Origin of the sequence: Corynebacterium sp. HMSC067D03, assembly GCF_001811185.1 — a bacterium.
In the GTDB taxonomy this organism is placed as follows: domain Bacteria; phylum Actinomycetota; class Actinomycetes; order Mycobacteriales; family Mycobacteriaceae; genus Corynebacterium; species Corynebacterium coyleae.
In genome coordinates this window covers 165,164-177,648 of the sequence record NZ_KV803839.1, presented here as the reverse complement: position 1 = coordinate 177,648, position 12,485 = coordinate 165,164, and the positions used below count along the sequence as shown (strand labels likewise).

The following is a 12,485-nucleotide window of genomic DNA, read 5'->3' as shown; positions in this document are numbered from 1 at the left end:
TCAGTGTACGCGCGTCGTTGTTTTAGTAGCTCAACTCTTCCCGCTCGCCGGACCAGGTGGTGTGGAACGTGCCTTCCATGTCCACGCGGCGGTAGGTGTGTGCACCGAAGAAGTCGCGCTGTCCCTGGATCAGTGCTGCTGGCAGCCGCTTGGCACGCAGCGAGTCGTAGTAGGACAACGAGGAAGCGAACACCGGCACTGGGAGTCCAAGCTGCGTAGCGACGACAACCACACGGCGCCATGCGTCTACCAGGCCCTTTTGCAGTTCTCCGGTGAAGTACGGATCGAGCAACAACGACGGGAGATTCGGATCGTTTTCGTAGGCCTCGGTAATGCGGTCGAGGAACTTCGCACGAATGATGCAGCCACCGCGCCAAATACGTGCGAGATCGCCCGGTTTGATATCCCAGTTGTGCTCGGCGGACCCAGCGTTAATCTCGTCGAAACCTTGCGCGTAGGCGACCAACTTGGAGGCGTACAGGGCTCGGCGGACATCGTCGATAAACGCAGTCTTCTCCACGCCGAGTGCTTCGAGGGTACTCAACTCGCCCGCCGGAAGTTCGGCTTCCGTCGTGGCCTCGCGCTGTGCAAGTGCCGACGACAGCGCGCGGGCAAACACTGCCTCGCCAATAGCTGTGGTCGGTACACCAAGATCCAGTGCCTCCTTGACGGTCCACCGTCCGGTGCCTTTTTGGCCGGCAGCGTCCACGATGACGTCGATAAACGGTTTTCCGGTGCGGGCGTCGACCTGGCGAAGCACCTCCGCGGTGATTTCGATGAGGTAGGAATCCAGATCGCCCTTGTTCCATTCAGTGAAAATGTCGGCGATCTCCGCAGGCTCCAGGCCTGCTGCGTAACGCAGCAGGTGGTACGCCTCGCCGATGACCTGCATGTCGGCGTACTCGATGCCGTTGTGCACCATCTTGACAAAGTGGCCAGCGCCGTCCGGGCCAATGTGGGTCACGCACGGGGTGCCATCGACCTTTGCAGCAATGTCTTCGAGGAGTGGTCCAAGTGTCTCCCAGGATTCGACTGGGCCACCCGGCATAATCGACGGGCCACGCAATGCACCTTCTTCACCGCCGGAAATACCCGCGCCGACAAAATGGCGATTGCGCTTGGCCATCTCACGTTCACGGCGAATCGTGTCGGTGAACAGGGCATTGCCACCGTCGATGATGATGTCACCGTCTTCCATCGCATCAGCGAGCTGTTCGATGACCGCATCAGTTGCTGCACCGGCCTGCACCATGATCACTGCCTTGCGGGGGCGCTGCAGAGATGCGACAAAGTCCTCGATGGTCTCGGCGGCGATGAAGTTTCCCTCATGGCCATACTCGTTGATAACCGCCCGCGTCTTCTCTGGTGAGCGGTTGTAAATAGCGACGGTATGGCCCTTCGATGCAAAATTACGGGCAAGGTTTGAGCCCATTACTGCCATACCGACGACACCGATTTGAGCAAGAGGTTCTGAAGCATCTGCAGTCATAGTGCGAATTCTACGTGGCTGAGGACAGATCATCCGTATCATCGACGAGCATGAACCTAGAATTCGATTTTCGCCTGTACAACGAAGTGCTTGACACGCCGTTGAGCGAAGAAGAACTCGCTGTGATCAACAGCCTCAACGTTGATTTCGCCCAACGACTCGGGCTAGTGCTGGATTACTGCTCAAAAGACCGGATGGATGCACACCTCGTTGCAACTGAGGAGCATCTGCAGCCAACCGGCATCGTCAACGGCGGTGTCTACTGTGCAATCGGTGAAACCATGGGGTCAATTGCGGCGGTGGCAGCTAGCGCACAGCCTGCAGTGGGGATGAGCAACTCCACCGACCTTCTGGGCAGCGTGCGCGCGGGGCAGCGTATCGACGCCACCGCGGAGCCGGTCCACATCGGTGCCCGCACCCACCTGTGGCGCGTGAACATGTACTGCGAGGAGAAGTTGGTCGCTGTGACCAACCTCAAACTGATGATCCTGAGCAAATAGTGGCTGATTAAAGCCAGTGGTTCTTGCGGAACCACCACCACATCACCGAGATAGCAATGAACATTGCGAGAAGTGCAGCGGGGTAGCCGTAACGCCAGCCAAGCTCTGGCATGACTTCGAAGTTCATGCCGTAGATTCCGGCAACCAACGTCGGCACCGCCGCCATGCCCACAACGGCCGAAATCGTACGCATGTCAGAGTTCTGCTGCATCGTAATCTTCGCTACCGACGCGTCCAGCAGGGACGTGAGACGTTCGTCGAAGCCTGAAAGACGGTCGCTGACGATCGTGGAGTTATCTTGGACGTCGCGGAAGTAGGTACGCAGAGCCTTACGCATAAAGTCCTTGTTGTTCGTCAACCCGTTGCGAAGCGCTGGCGACAGTGGGTCGATCGCGTGACGCATCTCCAAAATCTCACGCTTGTAGGTGTAGATCTTGTCAATGTTGATCGTGCGACGTGGCGTAAACACTTCGTTTTCCAGCTCGTCGACGTCGCTTTCGAGGAAATCCGCGACCTTCAGGTAGTTGTCTACCAGATAGTCAGATACCGCCCACGCCACAGCAGAAGGCCCGAGCAGCGCTAGCTCTTCTTCGTCCTCGAGCTTGTTGGTGAGGTCAGGGAGACGGACATTATGGCGAATCGTGATGGCAAACTTCTCGCCGATAATCATCTGTACTTCGCCGGTGGAAATGATTTCACGGGCGTCCGACACCTCTTCGTCGTCACGATACGACACTGAACGCACAACCAGGAACAACTGCTCGTCGTGGCGTTCAACCTTCGGTCGCTGATGTGCTGCGACAACATCGTCCACAACCAGGTCCTCAATATCGAAGACCTCGGCGATGCGTTCCATTTGCTCCGTTGTGGGCTCTTTCAGAGACAGCCATACGAAAGCGTTGTCGTAGCGTTCTGCCACCTCAAGTGCGTGAGTCATGCGCACATTTCCCGGCTGGCGTTTGCCGTCGACAAAAACGCGGCAAAAGTCGATCTGACGCTCGACAGGCACCGGGATTTGGTTCACAGACGGGGGCTGCACCTTCTTAGGACGCTGTCCTGGAATTGAAATACGTGGCGGCATAGCTTTAGCCCCCTTTCACGTCGTAGGGCAGGCCGAACACGGCAAAGCCCAGGATGAATGAGCACACAAAAATGGGTGCGCACGGATATCAAAGGTGATATTACGCGTGCGCACCCCAATGTCTAACGGGGGTGATCCTAGGGTTAAAACACCGTCAACCCCCGCGAGCGGAAGACCTCTCGCACATGCTCGACAGATTCGGCAGATGGGGGAGTGACGTCCTGCAACTCGTAGTCGAGGCCAATCTTGTCCCACTTGTCGGCACCCATGTTGTGGAAAGGAAGCACTTCCACACGCTCCACGGTGCCTTTCCAGCGTGCAACGATATCGGCAACCTTTTGCACGTTTTCCTCGGCGTCAGTCAAGCCGGGGACAACGACAAAGCGAATCCAAACTGGTTTGCCTTTCTCATGCAGTCGGTCACCGAAATCGATTGTCGGCTGCAGCTGGCGCGCGGTGACATTTTCGTACGTGTCCGGATCGCCGGACTTAACGTCGAGAAGGAACAGGTCAATATTGTCCAAGTCCTCGTCGGTCAAGCGTGCACCAAGGTAACCAGAAGTGTCGATTGTGGTGTGCACACCAGCGTCATGCACTGCCTTGAGCAGTCGTCGTGTAAACGCGATCTGAAACAGTGGTTCGCCGCCTGAAAGGGTCAGCCCGCCACCGGAAGCGTTAAAGACAGGCTTGTATCGCAGTACGCGGCGCACGACGTCGTCGATACGCTCGAGTGTGCCTTCCTTCATTTCCATCGTGTCCGGATTGTGGCAGTACTTGCACCGCAGTGGGCAGCCCGACAAGAAAATCGTCATACGGGTGCCCGGTCCGTCGACGGCAGTGACCAGTTCCCAAGAGTGGATGAGGCCGATCTCGCCAGTACGGCGAGCCTCAAACAACTCTGGGCGAGTGATCTCAAGGTCGTCGGTGGAAAGTCCGCCTAAACCGGCAGCGACGCCGCGCACGCGCTCGCCTGCTTCAGGCGATAGCGTGACGACGCCGCTCGTTCCGTCTTGGGCCATAAACTACGCGCCCTGGTGGAAGGTACGAGAGATGACGTCGCGCTGCTGCTCCTTGGTCAGCTTCACGAAGTTCACGGCGTAGCCAGAGACACGAACAGTGAGGTTCGGGTAGTTCTCTGGGTGCTCCATTGCATCCTCAAGTGTGGACTCGTCAAGCACGTTGATGTTGGCGTGGTACAGGCCAGAGTCCATGTTGTTCGCGGAACGGGAAGCCTTCATGGAAGCGAGGCGCTCGTCGAAAGTAGGGGTGGTCATGATGTCGTCTCCTTCGGAGTGAATAGGTGAGTGGGAAAGTCTGATTAGGCGGGGTTAACTACCGCATCGGCGTTGTCCATGATGAAGCCGGCGTCGAGAACACCAACCAGGTTGGTGATCTGCTCTTCCTTGTTACGGCCCAGGCCCGACGGGGTGATCGTGTTGGTCAGCGAAATGCCGTCCAATGCGTCGTTGTAGTCGAGCTTGCCCACGGACAGCATCGAAGCGACCATGCCGTGATTGTCTGCGCCGTTCTCCGGGTTCGCACCTGGGGCGAACGGAGTGCCGGCCTTGTGCCCGGACGGGAACGAACCAGTTGCCTTGCCGTAGACCACGTTAGAGGTAATGGTCAGTACCGACTGGGTCGGAATAGCGTCGCGGTACATCGGGATCGCTTTGATCTTCTGCATCACGGTGTGGACCACGGTTGCGGCAATGTCGTCCGCGCGGTCATCGTCGTTGCCGTAGAACGGGAAGTCGCCCTCGGTGATGTAGTCGACGATCAAGCCTGTCTCGTCGCGCACCGGTGTGACCTTCGCGTACTTAATCGCGGACAGAGAGTCAGCAACGATTGAAAGGCCAGCGATGCCACAGCCCATGGTGCGGACGATGTCGGAGTCGTGCAGTGCCATCTCGATGGATTCGTAGGCGTAGCGGTCGTGGCAGTAGTGGATGATGTTCAGCGCCTCGACGTAGGTACCGATAACCCAGTCGAGCATCTCCTCGTACTTCTGCCAGACCTCGTCGAAGTCGAGTGGGCCATCGCCCTCGATCGGCTTGTGGTCACCGTCAGTAATCTGCTTGCCGGTAACTTCGTCACGACCACCGTTCATGGCGTAGAGCAGTGCCTTCGCAGCGTTAACGCGTGCGCCGAAGAACTGCATCTGCTTGCCAACCTGCATCGGAGAGACACAGCACGCAATAGCGGCGTCGTCGCCCCACTGGTCACGGATCTGCTTGTCAGACTCGTATTGCAACGAAGAGGTCTCGATGGAGATCGCGGCGCAGAACTCCTTGTAGCCCTCCGGCAGCGCCGGATCCCAGAAGATGGTGATGTTCGGCTCCGGAGCAGGACCCAGGTTGCGCAGCGTCTGCAGCAGACGGAACGCGGTCTTGGTGACCTGGTGGCGGCCGTCCTCAGAGAAACCAGCGTCGGTCCAGGTTGCCCAGTACGGGTCACCAGAGAAGATCTGGTCGTAGTCCTCTGTACGGAGGAAGCGCACGATGCGCAGCTTGATGACGAGCGCGTCGATGATCTCCTGCGCCTCAACCTCGGTCAAGGTGCCGTTGGCTAGGTCACGCTCGAAGTATGCGTCCAAGAACGGGGAGAGGCGACCAATGGACATTGCGGCGCCGTCCTGGCTCTTTACGGAGGCAAGGTAGCCGAAGTAGGTCCACTGCACGGCTTCCTTGGCGTTGGTTGCCGGGCCGGAGATGTCGAAGCCGTAGTCTTCAGCCATCTTCTTGAGCTTCTTGAGCGCCTTGATCTGCTCGGCGTGTTCCTCGCGGTAGCGGGCCCAGTGCTCGGAGAAGCCCTTCTCCAAAGACGCATCCTTGGCCAGCTGCTTTTGCTCGATGAGGTAGTCAACGCCGTATAGCGCCACACGACGGTAATCACCGATGATGCGTCCACGGCCGTAGGCGTCCGGCAGGCCCGTGACGATGTGGGACGAGCGTGCTGCGCGGATACGAGGGGTGTAGATGTCGAAGACGGCATCGTTGTGGGTCTTGCGGTAGTGGGTGAAGATCTTCTTCACCTCCGGGTTGACCTCTTTGCCGGCCTCCTTGATGGCCTGCTCAACCATGCGCCAGCCACCGTTAGGCATCATGGCACGCTTGGTCGGGGTATCAGTCTGCAGACCGACGATCACGTCATCATCCTCGGAGATGTATCCGGGCTTGAAGGCGTCGATATCGGCCGGAGTGTCAGTGTCAACGTCATAGACGCGACGCTCGCGCTCAACGGCGAGGTAATTCTTATCCAGGTAGTCCCAGAGGCGCAGTGTCTTGTCGGTTGCGCCTTCGAGGAAGGATGCGTCCCCGTCGTACGGGGTGTAATTGCGCTGAACAAAGTCGCGGACATCGATGTGCTCGGTCCACGGTCCTGGCGTGAAACCTTCCCACGCCTTGTTCTGGATTTGCGGCTCTGTAGAAACAGTCACAGTTGCACGATCTTTCACATAGATAACTAGTGGTCTTCATGCGGCTGCGCTTACCCATTCCCAAACACAGTCTCTTTAAAGCGCTTGCCGCTTACCTATGAGTATAAAGAAGTTCTCCGACTATAGGTAATACGTTTGGCGTGGTGTTGGTCACACAAAGTCTTCGGGGGTGGAGAGTAGCAAAAACCCCGGTCCTGCGCTCGTTGAGAGCGAAGAACCGGGGAAGTTGGAGCGCTATGAACGCTTACTTTTCGCCGTTTTCCAGGTGGATGTTCTCCAGCTGGCCTTCGGTGACAGCCAGGTTGTGGCGGGTGCGGGAGAACGCGTTAATCGTCCACTCGTTGGCAGCCACAATGCGGTTACGGCGGCCGGTGAGGAAGGACATGTGGACGCCAAGCCACATCAGCCAGCCGATGAAGCCGGTGATCTCGACCTTGCCCATCTTCACCACAGCATTGAAGCGGTTGATGATCGCCATGGAGCCCTTGTCGAAGTACTCGAACGGAGCGCGATCCTCCGGAGCGATATCGTGCTCGACTTGGTTCTTGATGACCTTGCCGACATAAGCGCCGGACTGGATTGCAACCTGGGCCACACCTGGCAGACGGTCGCGATTCATCATGTCGCCAACGATGAAGACGTTGGGCTCGTCGCCGACGGAAAGGTCCGCGTTAACAGCAACCTTGCCGGCACGGTCCGCTTCAACACCGATCTGGTCTGCGACCTGCTTGCCCAGCGGGGAAGCCGCAACACCAGCGGACCAGATCTTGGTCGGAGTCTGGATCGTGGTTTCCTGCTCGGTCTTCATGTCCTTGTAAGTGACAGTGTCAGCATCAACGTTGGTCACCATGGCGTTGAGGATCACGGTGACACCGGCCTTTTCAAGCTCGCGCTGTGCCTTCTTGCCCAGGCGCTTGCCAAATGGAGGCAGCACCTGCGGTGCGCCATCAAGCAGGTAAATCTTCGACTGCTCGGTGCTGAAGGAGTATCGGCCCGAGGTGAAGGCACGGTGCGCCATCTCCGCAACCTGGCCAGCAAGCTCGACGCCGGTCGGGCCAGCACCAACGATGACGAAGGTCAGAGCGCGATCGCGCTCTTCTGCGGTTTCCGCGAGTTCTGCACGCTCGAATGCTGCAATGAGGCGTGCGCGGATCTCAAACGCGTGGTCCAGGGTCTTCAGGCCCGGCGCGAACTCGGCGAAGTGGTCGTTGCCAAAGTAGGACTGGCCAGCACCAGCGGCGACGATGAGCGAGTCGTAGCCGAAGGTGTACTCCTTGCCGCTTTCAACAGAGGTGACGGTCTTGCCCTTGACGTCGATGGTCTCAACAGTGCCACGAACGACGCGGACGTTCTGCTGGTTAGCAAACATCTGGCGGATGTCACCGGTGATCTCGCCCGAGGACATCAGGCCGGTTGCCACCTGGTAGAGCAGTGGCGGGAAAAGGTGGTGGTTGGTGCTGTTGATCAGGGTCACATCGACATCAGCATCCGCAAGTTCCTTGGCTGCGTTGACGCCACCGAAGCCAGCGCCGATGATGACAACATGATGGCGGTTTCCGTCTGGGCGAATGACCGTAGAGGCCATAAATATCTCTCCTCGGTTGAATTTTTATATGTGCAACGCCTATATAGTACGCGCCGCATTTTATCTGAGCCGTGGCGTACCGCAGAAGCAGGTTCTTGGCCACTAGCATTTGTGAAATGGCCGATATCTCCCGCGCACGCAAAAGTTCCATCGACGCCGCGGCCTGGCCGGCTGTTGCTGCGGTACCCAGGGCCCGTGGAGGAGCGCTGCGCACGAAGATCGCTGAGGCGACATTTGCTCGTGCCTGTGCGAAAGCAGAACTTGCTCTAGAAGGAGACGATGCAGCGCTCACCGTGGAATCCGCGGACATGTTTGAGCGTATCGCTGCGCGTGGGTGGACTGGCCTTGCTGAAAGTTATATGGCAGGCGAGTGGGTGACCTCGACGTCCGAAGGGCTTGTAGATGCACTCCAGGCGCTGATCGGTGCGGGGTACAGGCCGGGGCCAGCACGCGTGTCTGCTCCGAAGCACGGTCGCACACCCCTTGGGGTGATCGGGGAGCTACCTCCGGATCTGGTGCAGCATTTTGATGGTGGCACCGCAACGCATGCACAGGGACACTTTGGCACGGGTGTGCCGACGACTCAGCGCACGCGGATGAAGTCCCACACTCCGGGGGCAGGGCGAGGAAACGAGCCAGGGCACCACTTCGTCGACGTCACCGAAATCGGCGCTCCACTTGACGCTCATCGCGATGACCTAGCTGATGCGCAACGCAGGAGCATTTCGATGCTTCTCGACGCCGCCGCTGCCGGGCCCAGCACACATTTGCTTGAGATGCCGTGCAGTGGAGGAGCGGTGGCTGCGGAAGCACTTGATCGACGCTGCACCCTGGATGTGGTTACCTTTGACGCCCGCGTGAGGAAAAGCCTTGAAGAACAGTTGATCCTCAGTGGTGCTGAAGGTGCTGCACGCATTGACGTGTTGGATTGCCCAGCCGAAATCGAAGCGTTGGCACGGCAGCGTCGCGGGGTGTACGACGCAGTAGTGAGCATGCAGGCGTTTGAGAACATGCCGCACCAGGAACAGATCGCGTATCTCGTATCCGCGGAACAGATGCTCGCACAGGGCGGCAAGGTAGTGCTGCAAACAATTGTCCGCACGAACAACTATTCCCGGAGTGCAGCGGCAGCCTTGGCCTCAACCACCGGTTATGCGTGGCCACGGATGAACGTTGTGAGTTGCGATGACGTTGCCCGGATCGTCGATAAGCGCACTGCATTGCGCGTGACTGCGGTGACAACCGCACCTGAACACCTCGCAGCATCGCTGAGGCTGCAGCGAATGGCCTTCGACGCCCACTTACGCGACGCCGCAGCGGATGGCTACGACGTTGTATTCCGCAGGATGTGGACTTGGCAGCTAGCCCTGCGCGAAGCCCTTGCACGATTGGAAATGCTGGACCTCGCGCAGGTCACGATGGTGCAGCGCCACCGCGGAGGCCGTCGCTAGGCTAACGTGACCTCCGGTCGGGATGCACGCTCGACCAGTACTGCAATCGACTCAAATGGCTTTCCGGCCACCATCTGTAGGCCCATCTCGCAGGTGCGGTTTGCTGACACGAAGCGTGCATAATTGCCACGATTGAGCCCCTCGCGTTCCTCGCGAGTCGCCGACTCAACCAGCTCAGGGTGCAACATCACACGATCGCCAGCTGTGCCACAGCGGGCCGCCCCAGCGGGCACTTCCGCATCGCCACACGCAGCTGCGACACGCATGAGCGCTTCCGTGGTACCAAGGTGCTGACCGGAGCATGGCGGGTGGACAGCAATACGCCCCTGGTCCTGAGTGATGGGCAGGTGCTCCATGATCTCTTCGTCGAGCCACTGCACCAGGTCGAGAACGCGAATCGCCTCGAAACGTTCAAGATCAGCAGGGGAGAGTACCTCCGGCATGGAATCCACCACGGTATGGGTGCACGAGGCTGCATCGATGATCACAGGCAGTGCGCCTTGCTCTGACCACTGCCACATGCGCTCCAGCAGGTCGAGTGCCTTCGCACGGTATGCATCGTCGAATCCCTTCGAAGAAAACGGCATGCCACAGCAACCGCCGTCAACGTTTTCCGGGATCCACACAGGTGCTCCGCTTCGTCGGCCGAGTTCAACAACCGCATGTGGCACAGCAATCTGATCAGCAGAACCAGCAGGTTGGCCGAAGATACGGTTTACACAGGCAGGGAAGTAGACAGCTGCGGCACCGCTGCGCGAGGTTTCCGGCATCTGTGGTGCCTTGTGCGGCATGGGCCCCGGCACAGAGGGGAGGCGCTCGGGCGAGATGAGTGCACGTCCAACCTGGGTGACAGCATTGGCCAGCGCAGGACCGAGAATATTGACGCCAGATACCGCAGTGCGGCCCAACGCCTCGACCGCGCCGTATCCCTTCGCGATCCCAGTTGCGACACGCTTCTCTGCAGGTGTTGCCTGAGCTGCGCGCAGTTGCTTCATTACCTTGCCGGTATCAATGCCAACAGGGCAGGGGATAGCGCAGGTTCCGTCGGCAGCGCACATGTCGATCGCGTCGTACTGGTATTGCTCGCGCAGTGCCCCCAAGACCTCTGAGCCTTCCGGCTGACGCGCCATCTCACGGCGCAGCACAATACGTTGACGCGGAGTAACAGTGACGTGGCGTGACGGGCATACTGGCTCGCAGAAACCGCACTCGACGCACATATTGATTTCCTGCTCGACCTTGGGAAAGGACTTGAAGCGCTGCAGGTGGATGTCCGACTGGCGAGTCAACTTCACGTCCGGCGCGAGGATGGTTTCCGGGTCAAGCATCTCCTTGACCTCCCAGAACAGGTTCCAGATTTCGTCGCCCCATTCATGGCGCACGAACGGCGCCATGTTGATACCGGTACCGTGCTCAGCCTTCATCGAGCCGTCGTACTTGTCGACGACCAACTCAACCAGCTCGTCAAGGAAGCGCGAGTACTTCTCGAGCTCCTCAGGGTTGGAGAAGTCCGGGGTGATAAAGAAGTGCAGGTTCCCGTAGGGTGCGTGTCCCATCACACCTTCGGGGTAGCCGTAGCGCCGGAGCAACTCCATAAGTTCAGCAGCGCCTTCGCCGACCTGCGCAGGTGGGAAGCACACGTCCTCAGTAATCAGCGCGGCGCCTTGCGGGCGGTTTTGCCCGATCAGGCCAAACAGGCCGTTACGCAGCTGCCACATGGCGTTTTGCTTTTTTGGATCGGTCTCAAAGTGCAGCGGTGCCAGCAGCTCCGCGCCCTCGAGCACGGCCTCGGCGGCGGCAATGGCCTGCTGAAGCTCGTCTTCGGTGGTGCCACCGACCTCGAGGAGCAGGGCAGCGGTGGACTGGTCAATATCTGCCCATTCAGCAGGAGCAGCACTAAATTGGCCAACTGAACCGCGCATGACATCGGAGACGAGCAGCTCGCAGGCTTCAGCCCCGGCGTCGACAAGCTGTGCAACATAGTTGGCAGCATCAGTGATGTCGGGCACAACCACCCAGGTCACAGCCTTTTTCTTTGGCAACTCGATGGTGCGAATTTCAGCCTCGGTAAACACGCCGAGGATGCCTTCGGAGCCGACGAGCAAGCGCATGAGGATACGGACCGGCTCGTCCTCGTCCAAGAATGCATCGATGCGCAAGCCGTTGGTGTTGCGGATGGAGAACTTTGAGCGCAGGCGAGCGACCAGCGTCTCGTTGGCACGCAAACGATCGCGGAACTCAGAGAGTTGTTTGTGCAGTTCAGGGCACTGTTTGCGGAAGGCGTCGTCGCCGTTGCGCGTATCGACGATCTCGCCAGACGTTAATACAAACTCAGCCTGATCGATGGTGTGGAAGGAATCACGCTCAATCTTGCAGCGCATGCCGCCGGCATTGTCAGCGAGGACGCCACCGATACAAGCAGATGCGGTCGAGCCGGGATCGGGTCCAAGCATGTAGCCGTGGCGTCGCAGGACTGCTTGAGCGTCGCCAAGCACAACGCCCGGCAACGTACGAAGGCGTTTGCCGCCGTCGAGGACCTCCATGCCGGCGAAGTGGGTCTTCACATCGACGAGGATGTCGTTCGTCATCGCCTGGCCGTTAAGCGACGTCCCGGCGGCGCGGAACGTCAGCGTCCGGCCTGCGCGACGGGCATAGCGCATCAGAGCGGAAAGGTCTTGCGCGTTACGTGGCTGAACGACCACGGACGGGATGTCGCGGTACGGAGAGGCGTCTGACGCGTAACGCACGAGATCTGAGACGCGTGAGTGAACATTGTCCGAGCCGACGATTGCTGCGAGCGCCGCGACGAGTTCCGGGTCGGAGCCGCCAGTGAATTGCTCACTGACAGCGTCCGGGTAGGAATCGTCGTAAACCGGCTTGGGGATCCTGCGGGGATCGGGAGAGAGGAGCTTTGCCATGGGGACAGATTACGCCGTGGTGTCA

General features: G+C 59.1%; 9 protein-coding genes. 2 read left to right on the top strand and 7 right to left on the bottom strand.

The window, feature by feature from the left end:
- Window positions 1–22 precede the first annotated feature (22 nt).
- Window positions 23–1,489 carry an NADP-dependent phosphogluconate dehydrogenase gene (gndA, locus tag HMPREF2785_RS09500; protein ID WP_070451540.1) on the bottom strand — a complete coding sequence of 489 codons (1,467 nt, stop codon included), beginning with the start codon at window positions 1,487–1,489 and terminating at the stop codon, window positions 23–25.
- 50 nt (window positions 1,490–1,539) lie between these two features.
- Between gndA and HMPREF2785_RS09495 the strand changes: the two genes are divergently transcribed.
- Entirely contained in the window at window positions 1,540–1,989 is a 450-nt protein-coding gene (locus HMPREF2785_RS09495) for a PaaI family thioesterase (protein WP_070615113.1), read from the top strand.
- Between the two features lie 7 nt (window positions 1,990–1,996).
- Here HMPREF2785_RS09495 and HMPREF2785_RS09490 read toward each other — a convergent pair whose 3' ends face one another.
- The 5 genes from HMPREF2785_RS09490 to HMPREF2785_RS09470 form a co-directional block, all read right to left on the bottom strand.
- On the bottom strand, window positions 1,997–3,070 hold the full coding sequence (locus HMPREF2785_RS09490) for a magnesium and cobalt transport protein CorA (RefSeq protein ID WP_070423200.1): 1,074 nt from the start codon (window positions 3,068–3,070) through the stop codon (window positions 1,997–1,999).
- A 143-nt stretch (window positions 3,071–3,213) separates the two neighbouring features.
- Complete coding sequence (pflA, locus tag HMPREF2785_RS09485; protein ID WP_070615110.1) at window positions 3,214–4,089, bottom strand: pyruvate formate-lyase-activating protein; 876 nt, start codon at window positions 4,087–4,089, stop codon at window positions 3,214–3,216.
- A gap of 3 nt (window positions 4,090–4,092) precedes the next feature.
- Window positions 4,093–4,344, bottom strand: a complete 252-nt coding sequence (grcA2, locus tag HMPREF2785_RS12285) for an autonomous glycyl radical cofactor GrcA2 (RefSeq protein WP_034999039.1) — start codon at window positions 4,342–4,344, stop codon at window positions 4,093–4,095.
- Window positions 4,345–4,388: 44 nt separating this feature from the next.
- Window positions 4,389–6,506, bottom strand: coding sequence for a pyruvate formate lyase family protein (locus tag HMPREF2785_RS09475; RefSeq protein ID WP_070615108.1), 2,118 nt, complete (start codon window positions 6,504–6,506; stop codon window positions 4,389–4,391).
- A 244-nt stretch (window positions 6,507–6,750) separates the two neighbouring features.
- The gene (locus HMPREF2785_RS09470) at window positions 6,751–8,091 is read right to left on the bottom strand and encodes an NAD(P)/FAD-dependent oxidoreductase (protein WP_070615105.1); all 1,341 of its coding nucleotides are present in this window, start codon (window positions 8,089–8,091) and stop codon (window positions 6,751–6,753) included.
- Between the two features lie 116 nt (window positions 8,092–8,207).
- Between HMPREF2785_RS09470 and HMPREF2785_RS09465 the strand changes: the two genes are divergently transcribed.
- The gene (locus tag HMPREF2785_RS09465) at window positions 8,208–9,542 is read left to right on the top strand and encodes a class I SAM-dependent methyltransferase (RefSeq protein ID WP_070615102.1); all 1,335 of its coding nucleotides are present in this window, start codon (window positions 8,208–8,210) and stop codon (window positions 9,540–9,542) included.
- On the opposite strand, the gene HMPREF2785_RS09460 is transcribed toward HMPREF2785_RS09465, so the two are convergent.
- Entirely contained in the window at window positions 9,539–12,460 is a 2,922-nt protein-coding gene (locus HMPREF2785_RS09460) for an FAD-binding and (Fe-S)-binding domain-containing protein (RefSeq protein ID WP_070615099.1), read from the bottom strand. The genes HMPREF2785_RS09465 and HMPREF2785_RS09460 overlap by 4 nt on opposite strands.
- Window positions 12,461–12,485 lie beyond the last annotated feature (25 nt).

Excerpts from the sequence above, each read along its gene's own strand:
- pflA (WP_070615110.1), bottom strand. The coding sequence starts at position 4,089 with ATGGCCCAAGACGGAACGAGCGGCGTCGTCACGCTATCGCCTGAAGCA.
- HMPREF2785_RS09490 (WP_070423200.1), bottom strand. The coding sequence starts at position 3,070 with ATGCCGCCACGTATTTCAATTCCAGGACAGCGTCCTAAGAAGGTGCAG.
- HMPREF2785_RS09495 (WP_070615113.1), top strand. The coding sequence starts at position 1,540 with ATGAACCTAGAATTCGATTTTCGCCTGTACAACGAAGTGCTTGACACG.
- HMPREF2785_RS09465 (WP_070615102.1), top strand. The coding sequence starts at position 8,208 with ATGGCCGATATCTCCCGCGCACGCAAAAGTTCCATCGACGCCGCGGCC.
- grcA2 (WP_034999039.1), bottom strand. The coding sequence starts at position 4,344 with ATGACCACCCCTACTTTCGACGAGCGCCTCGCTTCCATGAAGGCTTCC.
- HMPREF2785_RS09460 (WP_070615099.1), bottom strand. The coding sequence starts at position 12,460 with ATGGCAAAGCTCCTCTCTCCCGATCCCCGCAGGATCCCCAAGCCGGTT.
- gndA (WP_070451540.1), bottom strand. The coding sequence starts at position 1,489 with ATGACTGCAGATGCTTCAGAACCTCTTGCTCAAATCGGTGTCGTCGGT.
- HMPREF2785_RS09470 (WP_070615105.1), bottom strand. The coding sequence starts at position 8,091 with ATGGCCTCTACGGTCATTCGCCCAGACGGAAACCGCCATCATGTTGTC.